Raw genomic sequence first — 17,482 nt, forward strand, 5'->3', positions numbered from 1 at the left:
CCCTTGAAAAGATGCCAGACATGACGGGCAAAGAGGAATTGTTCTACAAGAAGTTGAACATGATGGACTTGAAGAAATTTCCGAGCTTTTTCATGGTTCATAAGGTAGCATACTTTTTGAAGCAGCGCCCCCAAACACAGAAGCCATCAGACTACTTTGACATTCTCTTTATTTCTCTGCTTCCGTCTCCGACTCCCTTCGGTCGTAGGCACTCCAGCGATTTTATAGGCGGCAACTTCAGCAGTGGAGCGGACCGTTGTGCAAAATTAGGGCGCCAATTTCTTGAAATATGGTAGTGAAATAAGACTATTAGCGGCGTCGTCAGAACACGAAGATGTTGCCTGGAGAAATGCGCGTCGTCATCTGACTTTCCACGAAATCCGCGGAACATGTTTGGGTTATGGAGCCGGCTCAATCTCCGGAAGCGCTTTCGGGCCGGAGCTTACAAATCGGCTACTGCAGATTGGCAAAGAAATCGTTGATTTGGGAGTAAATGACCCTGATTTATTCCCAGCAATGGCTCTTTTTGGTCGATCTCAGTAATTTGACCGGTTCGTCTCACGTTATTTGACCGATATTTTAACCTGGTAGATTTTCTACTCAGATAAATTTAGATTTTCATAAGGTTACCGGTCAAATTAAATATGGAATTAAGCCAACTGCCTATTATCGTCGGTTCGGCAGGTTAAAATCGTTTCATTCGGCTTGACCACAAGCGACAAAGCGATTTTTGAATAAAATATATCAGGGCGCCGAACCAGAAAATTCCGGGGCGCCGAATGAGACGATAATACGCAATTAAGATAAAACACACTCTTTCGGAAAAAAAGTGGTATCAAAGCCAATCAATGCTTATATTGAATATTAATCTGCTGTAATCGGCAACCCGAACGCTATTGTTTCTTTCCTGTGCCGAAATGACCGATAAAGTTTTGGTAGCCGGTGGTATTCTGAAGGAATGATGATACGGCGCCGGGCATTGGAAAGATTATTACACATACACACCGCATTGCCTTAAAGGAGAGAATGGTATGAAATATTCCTGGCTGAATCTGTGGGTGCTGGGGGTGATGACCGCATGTATGTCGACGTCCCTTTCCGCTCAATCGGTATTCTATTCCGGTACCACCGGCAATGAGCGCTTTTATTGTTCTTACCGGCTCTCAAACGGGGATATTCTGATTGGCGGAAAAGCCGATAATCTCGATTGGGTAGCCGCTGGCGCCCCGGTAGTTGAAATGAGCACAACATGCGGCGATGGGCAGGATATGCCGGAATATGATTCGGCCGATGCTTTTCAGGGGAAATATGCTTTTATTATTCAGACAGATGGGGATCTATCCCGGGTGAAGAAAGTATATCATTTCTCCGAGGGCTACGGCGGTGCGATACGGGATATCAAGGCCACCAGTGTTCCTGGTACCCAAACCGGTGATATATTCCTTTCCGGACTCTATACCAATACCTCAAATAGTACGCCCGCGCAGGCATGGGTCGGCAAGTTGGATAATAATTTTCTTAATGCCGCACCAACGAAAATGTCGTGGATATGGACTCAATTCAGACTGGGTGGTGGTAAGGAAGACCAGCGGTTCATGCAGAACTGGGATGTCGGGTCTGATGGGAAAGTGGTGTATTTCGATTACAAATGTCCTTCGGCCGGTGCATGGGGGGCGGTGTATCGGCTGAAAGCCGACGGTTCGATACAGGATACGGCGCCCAACTGGTGGGACCATGGCCCCTCCTGCGTGTCATTGAAACCGGCTAACGGCGACCTTCGTTCGGAGACCCGGGCCGATTTTGACCTGGTCACTTCACATAGTGGAGTCGGCAAAGCCAAAAAGAAGGGGAAATATCCGCACGATTATTATTTCCAGGGACCCAAGGGCGTCAATGATAACGGTGGAGGGTATACCGGCTACCGTTCCGACGGCAAGGCGGCAACAACCTGTGCAATTGCCGTCGACCGGCGCAATAACCGCATGTATATTGGCTGGAATACGCCGGTGGCGAATAATACGCACGATTTCGAGCCCAATATCATGGCGATGAAACCCGATGGAGAACTTATCTGGTACTCTCATTTGTATAGCGGTTGGGTCGATGAAAACGATAATGACGTCATCGATGACGGTGAAACACAACAAAGCCCGCCCGATCATTATATCGACGGGATGGCGGTTGATTATTCAAAACCCCTTCCTTCTTCCGAGATTGTCACTCTTGCCCGTTCCCACGGCAACGCCCCGCGTAATCTGTGGAACGGCGCCAATACATTTCATAATCGATTTACCGGTACCAACGGCAACGAACACCTGTGCTGGATCGGGCGTTTCAAGGGGGATGACGGCGTATTTATCAATGCGTCCTGGCAGGCCGAGTATGATCCCTGGAGTGGAAATTTCGGTGCGCCCTACGATGACCCTGCTCTGGACGGCTGGCCGGACCACAACGCAGGCTGGGCCGATCTCAAAACCACCAAATCCCATAGCCTGACCTGTGACGCGACCGGGAATGTGTATGTCATCGGCAACAGCCGGGGCCCGGTAACGACGTCTGACGCCTATATTAAAGCAGCCAATCCCCTTAACGGCGGCGCCGGGTGCTGGACCGATTTTGTGCGGGTGTTCAAAGAAGATTTCTCTACATTGGTCTACAGCTCCATGTTCGCCACTGCTTGTGATTCGTCAACCGGCAGCGGGGGCGGAAACATCAAGCTCCATAGCGTACTGCCTGTTGCCGGGGGGCTAATTACCTGCGGATACCATAAACTCGATGACGCCGGTGATGTCAAAGGCGAACCATTACCCACAATATCGGTCCCCTCGTGGGGCACGACAACGGTTGAAGGCGAGCAGGCCGTGGCTGCGCTGCTGACCTTTTCGGGTAGACAGAAAACAATGTTTTTCGATGATATGTCACCCGTTGAGAAAGATGTGCCTGTTGGCATTACCGTGACCCCGGCCGGTATCCGTATTGCAATAACCGGCGATGGGGAGATATACAATGCTGCGCTTTATACCATGATGGGAAAACAGTTAGTTGCTCTTCCGGCAGAAGCAAGGAGAACGGTTACTCTGCCAAGGGATGATATCGCCGTGGGAAACTATATCCTGCGGGTAACTACCCGGGTCGGAGAACATGTGTCCCGGGTCATGGTTGGCGAGTGACCGCAATCCGGGCGCTTTAAAGAATCATACTCATTTTTTTTGACATTGAGTAGGGGCTGGCCGGCAGTATTCTCAGTAACAAGCATGGTACAAATCGGCAAATCCGGTTGAATGGATAATGTCTGCAGTCCGCTTCCCTTTTGTCATTCGATCGTTTTTACAACTTCTTCGGGCTTCTTTACATTTTCGATGTCGGCAATCTTTTCAACCGAAAATTTAACGCCGCCCATCTGTGTGGAAAGCAGATTGTATATGAGGGCGATGACGGTATTGAAAATTGCGGCCAGAATCGCATAGATCAGGGGCATGACAACAAGGAACACGCCACCAAACATGCTGAATGGATTAAAGGGAACATTTTCGGGCATTGAGTTGCTGAAAAAACTCCCCAGGGCCATGAAAATCAAACCAAAAGGAAGCATAAAGATTACGCTGATAATAAAAAACAACACAAAGGAATAGAGCGCAACCGTTCCGAGGTCGATTTTTTTAAGTCGGTATTTAGCAATATGCATGGTGGAATCCTCAGGATGCCGCAATTTTCGAAAATAGTTTAACTGCCTTGTCGACGTCGGTCTTTTTAGCGATAAGCGGCGGCATAAACCGTACCGTATTATTGGCGGCTTTGATCACAAGAAGGCCGTTGTTTTTGCATGCGGCAATAATGTCTTTAGGATCTTCTTTCATCCGTACCCCGACCATGAGTCCGGAACCCAAAACAGCGGTTATGGAATCGTTGCTTTCGGCAATTTTCTGGAGTTTGTTTTTGAGATAGGTCCCGGTGGAGTTTACCGACCGCAAAAATGATTTTTTTGACACAGTTTTCAGCACTACTGTTCCCAGCGCGCAGGCGAGGGGATTCCCACCGAATGTCGTTCCGTGTTCGCCGGGCTTTATTTCATTTGAAATCTTTTTGCTGCACACCACAGCACCAAGCGGGAGCCCGCCGCCCAGGGGCTTTGCCAGGGTCATTATGTCCGGCTTAACACCGTGCTGCTCATAATTCCACAAACTGCCGGTCCGTCCGATACCACACTGAACTTCATCGAATATCAAAGCGATCTTATGTTTATTGGCATAGGTCCGGAGGAATTTCAGAAATCGGGTTGTAGCAGCATTAATCCCGCTTTCCCCCTGGAGTGGTTCGACAATGATCGCTGCAAACTCATGCTTGTCCAGGATTTTTTTAGCATCGGTGGTATTGTTGTATTCGGCATAGTAGAAACCCTTCATCATGGGACCGAAACCGGCATGGAATTTCTGTTGCGCTGTTGCGCTCAAGGCGCCATAGGTCCGCCCGTGAAATCCCTCATAAAAAGACAAGACATTATATTTCTTCTTTGATATGGTGCCGGCCCATTTCCGCGAAAATTTAATCGCCGCCTCATTGGCTTCGGTACCACTGTTGCAGAAAAAGACTTTGTCACCAAATGAGTGCTTAACTAAAAGTTTGGCCAGGTCGATCTGTGGCTGCACATGGAAAAGATTTGATACATGAAGAAGCTTTGTTCCCTGATCTTTTAAAGCTTTTATCATCTCCGGATGACCGTGACCCAGCGCGTTGACCGCTATTCCCGATGAAAAATCCAGATATTTCTTTCCCTTGCTGTCCCAGACATACATCCCTTTTCCCTTAACGATTGGGGGATTGGTACGGGCATAGGTGGGGACAAAATATTCGTTGCTGTTGCTCTTTTTCATGGGTAACTCCTGTGTTTTATGATATTCGAAAGTCGAAGCCGCTGCGCTGATCCTGTCGAAGGTCGAAAGTTATAGATTAAGGGTTAAAGAAGAAATCACAGCTTCAACCCCAATTTCATTTGTCTTTTATCTGCTATACAAGCTTCCTCCCGGTACTCGACATGGAAATGGAAACATGCATAACACCGCGTAATGCTTTTAAGGCATTTGCCAGATCGCTGACATCCTTTGCCTTTCCCTTGACCGCGACAATTTCCATGCAATGGTCATGATCCAGATGAATGTGCTGTGTGGAAATAATCGTTTTGCCGAAATCGTGCTGGATGTCCATGAGGTGGTTGACCAGTTCCCGCTTATGGTGATCGTATATGAGATTGATCGCCCCGGCAACTTCATTGCCGCAACGCCATTGTTTCCGGACCAGCTCTTCGCGTATAAGGTCACGGATGGCTTCAGAGCGATTTTTATATTTTCGTTGTTTAAGCAGCTTATCGAATTGATCGATAAGATCTTTTTCGAGTGATATTCCGAATCTATACAAGGACATAATCTACTTCTTATTCGTGAATTGTTGTTCCTGACGATGTTTTTATTTCAAGTTCATTTTTAAGGGTTTGTGCACCTTGCCATCCGCAGATATGAATTCTTCCAACGCCGCGAAATACGGCATCCGCTGCGGAGCGGAGTTTGGGGACCATTCCGCCGGTGATGAGCTGTTGTTCGATCAACTCATCGATCCGATTTGTATGTATCTCCCGACGCACCTCATTGTCAATGAGCACACCGGGAACATCGGAAATGTACAGAAGGTGTTCCGCTTTGAGGGCAACGGCGATTTCTGCCGCGGCAAGATCTGCATTAACATTATAAACACTGCCGTCTTTGCCCCGCGAAATGGGCGACACCACCGGTACCAGGCTGTATTCACGGCAAATCGACAGCACCTGCGGATGGACAGCCACCACCGTACCGACATAACCGATATCCTGATCGTTCACTGTCATACGTTCGGCTTCGATCAAATTGCAGTCAACACCACTGAAACCAAGGGCCGGTACTTTTTCGCCTAAAAATTCGTTTACAATCCGTTTGTTGACATCGCCAGAAAGAACCATCTGCACCTGCTTGAGCATGTCTTCATCAGTAACCCGCATGCCTTCCACAAAGGTAAATTCTTTGTTAAGCATATCGAGCTGGCGTTTGATGTCTTTGCCGCCGCCGTGGATGATAACGACAAACCACTTGTCCAGTATGGATTGTATGCCCAGAGCAAGCTCCCGCAACAATCCCGGAGAATCGATTGTCGATCCCCCGATTTTTATACAAAGTGTATGCATGGTTCTCCCGTTCATTGGTAATAAACTACAATAATCCGTCGGTTTCCTTGAATCCAAACATAATATTCATATTCTGTACGGCCTGTCCCGACGCACCTTTCAGCAGGTTGTCGATTGCACTCACTGCAATCACCGGCGCGCCACCTTCTCCGCCATTGAATGTGAAATCACAATAGTTCGTGTGAATGACTCCTTTGGTGCAGGGAATATCATTCGGCTCACGAACCCGTACGAAAGGCTCGTCGGCATAGGCTTTTTCGGCAATCGAAAGGCACTCTTCGGCACTTGTATCGGTCATGATATAAATTGTCGACAAAATGCCCCGGCTGACCGGCATCAGATGGGGTGAAAAGACGATATTTATCGGTTTGTCTGCAGCAATCGAGAGTTCCTGGTCTATCTCGGAGATGTGACGGTGCTTTCTTCCCACATTATAGGCGGATACATTCTCGTTGGCTTCAACAAAATGACTCGTAAGTTTCAGTTTGCGACCAGCGCCACTGACTCCCGATTTGGAATCTGAAATAATCGGCGCCTTGACAACAAGGTTTTTGCTTTTCATTAATGGGAGCAATGGAAGCAGTATGCTTGTCGGATAGCATCCCGGGTTCGCAATGATCTGGGCTTGCGCAATGGCATCGCGGTAATGTTCCGGAAGTCCGAAGACGGCTTTTTCCAGGAGCTCCGGTGCCGGATGGGTAGTGCCGTACCATTTTTCATATTCGGCAATGTCTTTAATCCGGAAATCCGCACTCAGATCGATCGCCTTTACTCCCTTTTGGATAAATGGAAGTATATAGGGCGCCGATACGGCATGGGGCAAACAGGAGAAAAGACAATCGATATCATAAGAATCGGTATCATCGGGAGCAATTAATGTTTTCTCGCAAATGCCCTTGAGCTGGGGGAAAACCTCCGTAAAACATTTTCCTGCATAGGATCGTGATGCTACAAATTCAATTGTTGTATTCGGGTGACGATACAGTAAGCGTGTCAATTCGAGACCGGTATAGGATGTTGCTCCTATGATTCCAGCTTTGATCGTATTCATATAAGAATTCCTTTGCTTAAAAATTCGTATGCACTCACTTGGGCAGAATTGGGCAAAATTGTTTCAGAAAATACAACATGCTCACCCGGAAGTTCTCGATTCCTGCATGATAAGGCCGGTTGAGAAGGTCAATTTGAGGGAAATGATGCTTTAAGAGGAAGATGAAAAATCTCCATCTGCGGGGATATTGAGCATCTCCGGGCATTAGAAACTTGAGAAACTATGGTTACCATTGATCTGATTTAACGAGGGAGCTGAGTGGTTACGGTTATCGTTTGTATACCTCCGGCTTCCTTACCGTAAGAATTCACCACCCTGAACCTGGTGCGATATTTCCCGGGTCTGAAATAGGCTTTTGAGGTGTTGGCGTTTTTGGCTGAGTGATATTCGAAAACCTCGTCGCCGTCAAGGTCCCACTCATAAGAGACCATGGCGCCGCAGTGGCAGGCGACCCGGGGACGGAAAAACACCCGTGTTCCGATCTGGACGGTCGTGTCGGGACCGACAGTTACTTTTGGGCGGTCTTCCATGACATGCAAAACCGCACTGTCCGGGAGTGACATCGTATTGCCGTTATCTTTAACCCGCAGGAGTACAAGATAGGATTGCGGTTTTTCCGGCGCCCTGAATGTCAATTCTCCCCTATCGGCAACCGTATCGACACTCCCGTTGCCGTCAAGATCCCAGTACCATTCGACGACTTCGCCCCCAACATCGATACTGGCCCAGCCGTCAAGCGTGACTGTGTCTGAGGGACAGCAGATCTTGCTCCCGCCTATTTTTGCAATGGGGATTCCGTTTTGCATTGTGCCTTGTGAAGGGGGCGCTGCCCGGACCGGAGCGACAAATGCGCTTGCTGCAATAACAACGATTAAACAAATGTCCAACATAATACGTATATTGAGGATAGCCATATATTCAAAATACTATAGCTTTTTGGCGAAATAAACAGCATTTTTAAAAAACTGGTGCATTATACAATTTATTTCATTTCGATGCAAGTTTTTTCTTTTTTTCCGACGGCGAAAAAATCCCACATTTTTCCACAGGCCTTGACTCTAAACCCAAGATATTGTATCTTGGTACCAACTTATTATCAATCTATGGTATTTTTTTCCTATTCGATCAAAGGAACTGCTCATGGTATTACGCGGAATCTCGATCTACGGGTTTAAGTCTTTTGCCGATAAGATTGAGATTGAATTCGGGGAGGGAATTACCGCTATTGTTGGCCCGAACGGGTGCGGTAAGAGTAATGTTGTCGATGCTATTCGCTGGGTATTCGGAGAACAGAAGGCTTCGGCGTTGAGAAGTTCATCCATGCAGGATGTCATTTTTTCGGGTACTCAGTTCAGACAGCCTCTTAATATGGCTGAAGTTACGCTGACGATCGAAAATACCCGTAATATTCTTCCGGTCGATTATAAGCAGGTGGGTATAACCCGGCGGGTTTTCCGTAATGGTGAAAGTGAATACCGGATCAACAAGGTACCCTGCAGACTCAGAGACATTAATAATCTTTTTCTGGATACCGGCGTCGGGAGTAATTCGTATACTACTATAGAAAATCACATGATTGACGCGATTCTGAGCGATAAGGCTGATGAGCGCCGGGTGCTTTTTGAAGAAGCTGCGGGGATCGGCAAATACAAGAAACGTCGCAAAGAGAGTCAGCGGAAGCTTGAATATACCCGTCAGGATCTTCTGCGGATAAACGATAAAGTCCACGAGCGGTCTCAATATGTGAATATGCTGGCCCGTCAGGTGGAAAAGGCTAAACGGTACCGAAAATACTACGATGAACTGAAAGGGCTGGAGCTTGGGTTCGGTAATCGTCACTATTCTGCATTGAATGAATTGCTTACGAATAAAAAAAGCGAACTGGCCGAACTTGAGAACGCCTATGAAATCCAGAAGGCCGAGACCGCATCGATGGAGTCCAAAATCGAAGAGCTTAACGTTGCAATGGCTCAAAAAGAGAAAGAACTCCAGGCTGCGGCTCAGAAAGTTGGCGAAGCCAATGAACAGATTGTTGCCACCGATAAACATATTTCTGTTACCGAAGAGACGATTAAGCATCTCAAGGATAACGCCGAACGGTTTGAAAATGAGCGGGATTCTTTAGAGCAACAGGCGCAGGAAAAAACCGAACTCAAAGTGAAAATCGAGAAATATGTCACTGAAGGCGAGACTGTCATCCAACGCCATGAGGAAAATCTTGCCAACATTCAGAATGAACTGGCTCAGTTTGATGCATCAATATCATCGAAAAAAGAGAATGCCTCATTGCTTGCACAGGAGCAGATTGAAATGGTGAACGCCATGGCAGAGCAGCGCAATGCCATGGCCGAAATACAGAGCAAGATCCGAAATTGTCTCGATCTTCAGGAGCGGGACAAAAAAGAGATATATATCCTGGCCAACCGGGAGGAAGAATACTCGGAGCATCTTAAAGAATTCAGAAAACAACTTGAGGATGCCTGTGAAGCGGATAAAAATCTATTTCAATCCCGCCAGGTCCTTGTCTCCAGAATCGAACGGGAGGATGATCGGTATCGGAGCCTTCTTGAGCGGGAAAAACAGCTTGAGGCCCAGATCGATTCAATGAAATCTCAGCTCGAATTCCTGCAGGGGCTTGATGCACAGCTTGAAGGGTACGAAAATGGCGTCCGGGCGCTTCTCAAAGAAGAGATGCCGGGAAAACTTGGTACTGTTGCAGACCTGATTACTATTTCCGATGAAAAAATTGCCGGCATCGTCGAGCGGGTACTCTCCTCAGAGATCCAGACTGTGGTGTTCAAAAATGACAGCGATCTGAGAGGCGCGGTCGATTTTCTGAATAAGGAGCCGGTCGGGACAGCACGAATGACCTGTCTTGAAAGGGTACAAAGTGCGTCATCCTTCTCAAAACCGGAAAATGATTCATGCACCACGCTTACCGGTTATATCAATACGGATGAAGAATACCGGGGTCTGGCGGAACACCTTTTCGGACGGTATCTCGTAGTCAAAGATCTGGAACAAGCCCTTCACCTGGCCGGACAAAATGGTCGAAACCATATCTATATTTCGCACGAGGGCATTGTCTGTTTAGGTAATGGCACTGTAATCGCCGGGTCGAGTCATAAAGAACAGGCCGGTATTCTGACCCGGAAAAAACGAATCGAATCGCTTCCCCGCGAAATTGAAGTGTGTCGGAAAGAGTTTCAGAGAATTGTCAGCGAAAAAGAAACCTCGATTATCACCCGTGATGAAGCCAAGGTCGCGCTGACTGAAGTTAATGCAAAGCTCAGTGCAGGCCAGAGAAAGCAGCAGGAATACGAGACAAATATCAAGCATTATGAAAACGAACTGGCAAATATTAAAGACAAAACCCGTTCCCTTCAGGAACAGCTCGATCAGACTGCTGCACGAATAACCGAACATGAACAGGAAATCCGGGGAGCACAGGAAAAACTGGCGTCACTGGAAACCGAAAAGATCGATACCGAAATCCGTATCGAGTCTTCAAAAGATCAGCTTGCGGGTATGGAAGAAGAGCGCAAGGCGATCCACGACCGTCTGGTGAATGCCCAGTTGAGACTCCAGGGGGATCGTCACAAGCTCGATCAGAATACAATGGACCTCAAGAATCTCGGCCGGGAAATCGAGAATATCGGCAAAAAGAAGCAAAAACTGCTTGAAGAAAGACAGCAGGCCGAGCATCGTGATAACGAGCTGTCCACTCAGGTACATCAGCTGAAAGATGACCTCGAGAATCGGATAGCACGGCGAAAGGAACTCCAGGAAAATCATGCAAACATCAGAGAAGAATATAATGCTATCCTGAATCAGATCGATGAGCTTCGTAAGCAGGTCAAAACAAAAGTGCATGAAAATGAAGGCTATTACGGCAGGATTGCCGATATGAAAAATGACCTGACCCGTGCGGAAGAAAAAATGCGGAGTATCCGGGAAAAGGTCTTTGAATCCTATAAGATCGACCTTGAATATCTCGAAGAAGAGATTCCAGCGATTGATGGTGACGACCATGAGATTGAAGAAAATATTACAAAGTATAAAGAACGACTGGGCCGTCTTGTCGGTCAGGTGAATATGTCGGCGCCTGAAGAATACGAAGAGAAAAACAGTGAACTTCAGGAATTAATCAAGCAACGGGATGACCTTCAGAATGCCGTTGACGATCTCGAACGGGCAATCAAAAAACTGAATAAAGAGGCACGGACAAAATTCTCCGAAACCTTCCAGCAGGTACAGGAGAATTTCACCAAGATGTTTACGACTCTCTTTGAAGGTGGCCAGGCATTTTTGAGTATCGAAGAAAATATCGATCCTCTCGAAGCACCCATTCATATCAATGCCCGCCCTCCGGGCAAAAAGATGCGTGGCGTCCAGTTGCTGTCGGGTGGAGAACGCGCTCTCACTGCCATATCGCTCCTCTTTGCTCTTTACATGGTGCGGCCGTCGGCATACTGTATCCTCGATGAGCTTGATGCTCCTCTGGATGACGCCAACGTCGAGCGCTTTGTCAGGGCTTTACGCAACTTTACCGACAACACCCAGTTCATTATCGTTACCCATAACAAGCGGACCATGGAATCGTCCGACCTGCTGTATGGCGTGACACAACAGGAGAAGGGTGTTTCGACGGTTGTTTCGGTAAGGCTCGAAGAAGCCTATCGCCATGCAGCCTGATTGTAATCTATGAATTGCAGCCTGTGCCAAAGTACCAGATGTTCCCTGTTCTTTACCTTGGGAAGCCGGGGAAAGTACAAATTCTACAGATGTAATGAGTGCGGGCTGGTCATCTATGACCGTACCGGCGGCCTCGATCAGAAAAAATATGCGGTCCGTATCCGTGATCCGGAAGATCCCGCTCACGCATCGAATAAAATCCAGTCGCAATCATACGATTTCATACAAAGGCATATCCATTCACGAGGCCGATTCCTTGATATCGGGTGCGGAAACGGACACCTGCTTTCCCGCGCCCGTGATGATGGGTGGACCGTTGAAGGACTTGAGCTTTCATCCGAACTCGCAGAATATGTCAAGAATCGTCTTGATATCGATGTAATAACCGCCGATTTTATGCATTTCGTTCCCCGAGACCGGAATCAATATGACTGCATCGTCCTCCGCCATGTTCTCGAACATCTTCCCGACCCTGTCGCTGCAATGAACTCGATTCACTCGCTGCTTGCACCGGGCGGTATGGCCCTTCTCGAATTCCCCAATATCATGGGGCTTGACTGCCGGGTAAAAAGAGTGGTTCGAAAAACGGGCCTTTATACGAAAAAATATCGTGAAGATTATCGCCCGGGGCATTGTCATGAATTCTGCAGAAAATCATTCTCCCGGCTGATAGATATGACCGGCTTTAAGCTCCAGGTCTGGGAAACTTATTCGATTCGTCCCCTTGCAAATCTCCTTTATCGAACCATTCATATCGGCAACAAGGCCCGGGCGCTCATACAAAAAACCTGAATTCTCCCCGATTTGCGGCTCTATGGCCCAAAATCCCTCTTCACATACTTTTCACCGTCTTTTCACAGAGCTTTCATTGTGCTTTCAATTTGTGGTGGTATCTTTGTAAGTGTCGGCAACGACAACACAAAAACCAACGTTTTAAACCATCATTTTAAAAGGAGGTTTCCTATGAAACTCACAACCACCACCACAATTATGGCCGTTGCAGCCGGTTTTGTTATTGCCCGGAGCGGGGTGAAGGAAAATACTTCGGTTCAACAATACGCTCATACGCAAACCTCGATTGCTGAACCACATGGCCGAAGGATGGAAAAAAATCCTTTTGAAAATCTTTCAAAAAAAGAGCTGTGGCAGTATTACCGCGAATATCGAAAGGACGGCAACACTCTGAAAGACAGCGGATTGTATGACGCATCGGTTGTTTTGCTTTTAGGAGCTGCCGAATGTGCCGGGAAGCTGGATCGCCGGGATCTGGCTTCATGGCAAATGAATAATGCTGCAAAACATTTAATCGACAAGTTCAAAGAAAGAACCGGTTATGGTCATCGCATGAACACGATTGAATCGATGAAACGGGGAGAAGAAAAGCAGCGATATATCGATAAAACCCGGGATGTACTGCTCGGTTATATCGAAAATCTTGAAACAGCCCATGAGTACCTTCAGGAAGCGGCGGTACTCAATGAACAATTGCCGGATGAACGGCGCAATCGAGTTATCTCCAGCAACAGCAAATTTATTTCCTGGGTGAAAAGCTTTGTTTATCCCGAATCATAGGTTGTTGTAATTCAAAAACCGGTCTGGACATACCTTTCAGACCGGTCATTCTCATGTATCTCCGAAATAACACAATTATTCATTACAAAGGAGTCTTGTATGAAATATATCCATAATTATATAAGTGCTCTGGTGCTGATTTTTGCAGTCGGCGTACCCGCGAGTCCGGGGCCGGAGAATGATGATGATAAAACCATGTCTCCCTACTTCCACATTCCTGCAGGGGATCCGTCAATCGACCGGCTTCCCCTGAAAGGTACCCGAATTGACGTCACTATTAATGGTGTTATTGCCGAGGTTACTGTAAATCAGAAATATGCCAACGACGGCAACCGCCCGATCAATGCCTGTTATGTTTTCCCTGCATCAACCCGCGCTGCGGTTCATGGTATGAAAATGAAAATCGGTGAGCAGGTTATCACGGCAAAAATCAAAGAGCGGGAGCAGGCAAAAGAGACTTTTGAAAAGGCTAAGCAAGAAGGTAAAAGCGCATCGCTGCTTCAACAGCAACGTCCCAACGTATTTACTATGGATGTTGCCAATATCATGCCTGGTGATCTCATTGAAGTGGAATTGAAATATACCGAGCTTATTGTGCCTGTCGACGGCGCCTATGAATTTATCTATCCCACTGTCGTGGGACCCCGGTATTCCGAATTGACAGAGTCAAATGGAGGGTCCGATAACAAATGGTTGAAAAATCCCTATTTCAAAAAGGGCGAGGAAAAAGAGGCGACCTGGGATATCACCGTTCATGTTATCTCTCCTATCGAGTTGAAGGAGCTTGTCTGCTACAGCCATAAAACATATACGGAATGGGAGAATGCCCAATCTGCGAAAATAACGCTTTCCCACGATGAAAAGCAGCTGGCAGACAGAGATTATATCCTCCAGTACCGTCTGGCAGGCAACCGGATTCAATCCGGAGTGATGCTGTATGAAGGTAATGATGAGAAATTTTTTCTCTGTATGGTTGAGCCGCCCGAGCGAATTCGAAACAGCCTGATTCCCCCACGGGAATATATCTTTGTTGTCGATATATCCGGATCTATGAGTGGATTTCCCCTCCAGACGACAAAAAAGCTTCTTCGGGATTTAATCAGCCATCTGAGACCCACCGATAAATTCAACATTATTCTTTTTGCCGGAAGTTCCAGTCTGTTGTCACCCACTTCGCTGCCGGTCACCCAGGAGAACGTTAATAAAGCGATCGCTCATATCGATAACCAGCGAGGCGGTGGCGGAACACGATTGTTGCCCGCGATAAAACGAGCATTACAATTGCCGCATCATGATACGATATCACGAAATATTGTCGTGGTTACGGATGGTTACATTGCCGTAGAAAAGGATGTTTTTGAATGTATCGCAGATAACCTGAACAGGGCAAACGTTTTTTCCTTTGGCATTGGAAGCAGTGTGAACCGTCACCTCATCGAAGGTATTGCAAAGGCGGGGAAAGGCGAACCGTTTGTTGTCACCGATCCGTCGCGTGCTCCGGCACAGGCGATTCGTTTCAGAAATTACATACAATCGCCACTGCTCACTCATATCGAATTTGAAACCAAAGGATTCAAGGTTTATGATATGATTCCCCGCTCGGTTCCCGATCTTCTTGCAGAAAGACCGCTCGTAATTTTTGGTAAATGGAGAGGAAAAAAACAGGGGAGTATCAGGATTACCGGCTATACCGGGGAGGGGCCTTTTGAAAAAACGTTTACTTTAAACAATGTTGAATCGAAAGCGAAAAACAGCCCTTTGCAGTATTTATGGGCACGGAAACGCATAGAAGAACGCTCTGATTTCAATTTTGGCCCCACCGATACAGAGGAGAGAGATGAAATAATTTCACTTGGTCTCAGGTATAACCTTTTAACCAGATACACTTCATTTGTTGCTGTCCATGAGGACGTTCGCAATACTGAAGGCGATGCAAAAAATGTTAAACAGCCGCTTCCCCTGCCCAAAGGGGTAAGCAATGCAGCAATCGGAGGAGTACGAGCCGTGCCTGAACCGGGATTGTTACTCGTGTTTTTTATACTGATGTTCGGTATCGGCTTTGCCAATTTACTCAGGAAATCCCTTGGCACTAAGAATAGTGCAGAATAGAAGCTTTACAGGGATATTTTCATGAAAAAGAAAACTGCGATATCAGAATGGATCATTTTGATTGGCAATAGTATAAAAGGCCGTGTGTTCCAAATTGTAATTGTAATTGGAATATGCGGCCTTCTGAAACATCATTACAGCACGGCGTCTCCGGATCAGCTCAGGTGGATCCTTTGCCCCACGGCTTTTGCAACAGAAATGATAACCGGAGAAAACTTTACTTTCGTAAGGAATGAGGGGTATGTAAGCAGCGATCGTTTTCTTGTGATTGCAAAATCATGCGCGGGAGTCAATTTTATGATCCTGGCAATTATTCTTATCGCATTGGCACATGTTATATCCGCGGGAAAGGAGAGGAATGGGATTTACAAAATGATTGGTGCGGTCATGGCCGGTTATGCGGTCACAATAATCGTAAATACGATGCGGATAGCTGGTGCGATTCATCTCTATTCACTTCCAATCTACGGAGGTGTTGTTACTCCGGCGGCGGTTCACCGGCTTGAAGGTATTCTGGTCTATTTTGTCGCCCTCCGGGTACTGTATGGGGTATCGTTGCGAATCGGGAAAAAGATAGGGAAAAGCCCCCCGGGATCGTCGGTCATCCACAGCATAATACCTCTGATTGCATATCTTTCTCTTATGATTCTGGTACCGTTATTACGAGGGGCGTTAAAGGAGAATCCCGAACGATTCTGTTTTCATTCTCTTTTTGTAGCGGGATGTCCGGTTCTGTTTATTCTTATTGTTTGGGGGATAAAAGGGTTTCGACTGTTGTTCCGCAGTACGCGCATGTGCAGACATCGATTGCACAACCGGAATTCGATTACGATACCGGTGAGAATGATTCATTTGATGAACAGTATATTTAAATGATTTTCATTGATTTTCTTTATAAAAACTCCATTGGCATTGTGATTCTTTTTAATGGTTCTTCCGTTAATGTGATCATCATCATGAGTTTCATATACCACTTTTTTCGAAAACCTCAAATAGCTGTACGGATTGTCCCAGGGATTAAAAATCGCACAGCCGTTGACGTCAAAAAATATCCGGCACATAGTACTGCAATTACAAAGCTTTGAGCAATTGTCTTGTTAGTCACGGCATCCTCCTTTACGCTTAATATAATTTAATTGGAGGATGGCTTATCACATAAAAATTTAATGTTGGTTAATATATTTACATTCTCTGTAGTCAGACTTGTCCAAAATAGACCACTGATAAGCGAGCATAATGAGCATGATAAACCGCTATCGATGTCTCTCCGTGGCAGCTATAAAAATATAGGGCAATTGTAAACCGTATCAACCTGTCCCAGAGGGACAAGCTATCAATAGCCAGGGATGAAGTCCCTGGCGGTGGAACGATGGAAAAGATCTTCCGTCCCGTAGGGACGGTTCCCGGGTACGCCGAGTGACTGCATAAATGATAGTGCCGAAGTCGGTCATGAGCTATATTTTCCGAGGATTGGTATAACCGAGGATTCGCCGGTTTTCATAAAAGAGACCGATATGAGAAGGAAACAAAATACAAATGATCCGTTTTCGATTCTGGTATAGCACACATTCAGCAAAAGTCTCCGTCATTTAAAAAGTGCCTTCATATCCAGACTTTAAAGATTTATTACGGTTACTCGAAAATAATTCTGTCAGGTACCTGATCGTCGGCGGATATGCAGTTGCCTTTCATGGGTTCCTCGGCTTACCAAAACATAGATTTATTCTTTGATATCTCCGAAAAGAATGCACAAAAAATCTGCGGTGTATTGATTAATTTCGGATTTCCCAAACAAGACCTGAAATTAGAACCATTTATGACGCAAGACATATATCACGTTAGTTGGG

Annotated in this window: 12 protein-coding genes; 6 read left to right on the top strand and 6 right to left on the bottom strand. The window is 46.6% G+C overall.

All coding sequences use genetic code 11. From position 1 onward, the window contains the following. The first annotated feature begins 1,031 nt into the window (after positions 1–1,031). Positions 1,032–3,170 (top strand): hypothetical protein, encoded by a 2,139-nt coding sequence (locus tag GF401_11340; protein ID MBD3345644.1) that lies wholly within the window; start codon positions 1,032–1,034, stop codon positions 3,168–3,170. A gap of 143 nt (positions 3,171–3,313) precedes the next feature. Here GF401_11340 and GF401_11345 read toward each other — a convergent pair whose 3' ends face one another. From GF401_11345 to GF401_11370, 6 genes are all read right to left on the bottom strand, one after another. Beyond that, positions 3,314–3,685 (bottom strand): hypothetical protein, encoded by a 372-nt coding sequence (locus GF401_11345; protein ID MBD3345645.1) that lies wholly within the window; start codon positions 3,683–3,685, stop codon positions 3,314–3,316. Positions 3,686–3,695: 10 nt separating this feature from the next. Beyond that, a complete protein-coding gene (locus tag GF401_11350) occupies positions 3,696–4,871 on the bottom strand; it encodes an acetylornithine/succinylornithine family transaminase (GenBank protein MBD3345646.1) in 1,176 nt (391 codons plus the stop codon). Positions 4,872–5,004: 133 nt separating this feature from the next. Further along, entirely contained in the window at positions 5,005–5,421 is a 417-nt protein-coding gene (gene nikR / locus GF401_11355) for a nickel-responsive transcriptional regulator NikR (GenBank protein MBD3345647.1), read from the bottom strand. 7 nt (positions 5,422–5,428) lie between these two features. Continuing rightward, positions 5,429–6,223 (bottom strand): acetylglutamate kinase, encoded by a 795-nt coding sequence (gene argB, locus GF401_11360; GenBank protein MBD3345648.1) that lies wholly within the window; start codon positions 6,221–6,223, stop codon positions 5,429–5,431. Between the two features lie 10 nt (positions 6,224–6,233). Beyond that, a complete protein-coding gene (locus GF401_11365) occupies positions 6,234–7,259 on the bottom strand; it encodes an N-acetyl-gamma-glutamyl-phosphate reductase (GenBank protein MBD3345649.1) in 1,026 nt (341 codons plus the stop codon). A gap of 242 nt (positions 7,260–7,501) precedes the next feature. Next, positions 7,502–8,149, bottom strand: a complete 648-nt coding sequence (locus GF401_11370) for a hypothetical protein (GenBank protein ID MBD3345650.1) — start codon at positions 8,147–8,149, stop codon at positions 7,502–7,504. A 250-nt stretch (positions 8,150–8,399) separates the two neighbouring features. On the opposite strand from GF401_11370, the gene smc reads away from it, so the two are divergent. The 5 genes from smc to xrtK all read left to right on the top strand — a co-directional run bounded on the left by smc (position 8,400) and on the right by xrtK (position 16,511). Continuing rightward, the gene (smc, locus tag GF401_11375; GenBank protein MBD3345651.1) at positions 8,400–11,954 is read left to right on the top strand and encodes a chromosome segregation protein SMC; all 3,555 of its coding nucleotides are present in this window, start codon (positions 8,400–8,402) and stop codon (positions 11,952–11,954) included. Between the two features lie 9 nt (positions 11,955–11,963). Next, positions 11,964–12,746, top strand: coding sequence for a methyltransferase domain-containing protein (locus GF401_11380; GenBank protein MBD3345652.1), 783 nt, complete (start codon positions 11,964–11,966; stop codon positions 12,744–12,746). A 171-nt stretch (positions 12,747–12,917) separates the two neighbouring features. After that, on the top strand, positions 12,918–13,526 hold the full coding sequence (locus GF401_11385; GenBank protein MBD3345653.1) for a hypothetical protein: 609 nt from the start codon (positions 12,918–12,920) through the stop codon (positions 13,524–13,526). A 99-nt stretch (positions 13,527–13,625) separates the two neighbouring features. Further along, complete coding sequence (locus GF401_11390) at positions 13,626–15,635, top strand: VWA domain-containing protein (GenBank protein ID MBD3345654.1); 2,010 nt, start codon at positions 13,626–13,628, stop codon at positions 15,633–15,635. A 21-nt stretch (positions 15,636–15,656) separates the two neighbouring features. Further along, on the top strand, positions 15,657–16,511 hold the full coding sequence (xrtK, locus tag GF401_11395) for an exosortase K (protein MBD3345655.1): 855 nt from the start codon (positions 15,657–15,659) through the stop codon (positions 16,509–16,511). Positions 16,512–17,482 lie beyond the last annotated feature (971 nt).

This window comes from Chitinivibrionales bacterium (assembly GCA_014728215.1).
Lineage (GTDB): Bacteria > Fibrobacterota > Chitinivibrionia > Chitinivibrionales > WJKA01 > WJKA01.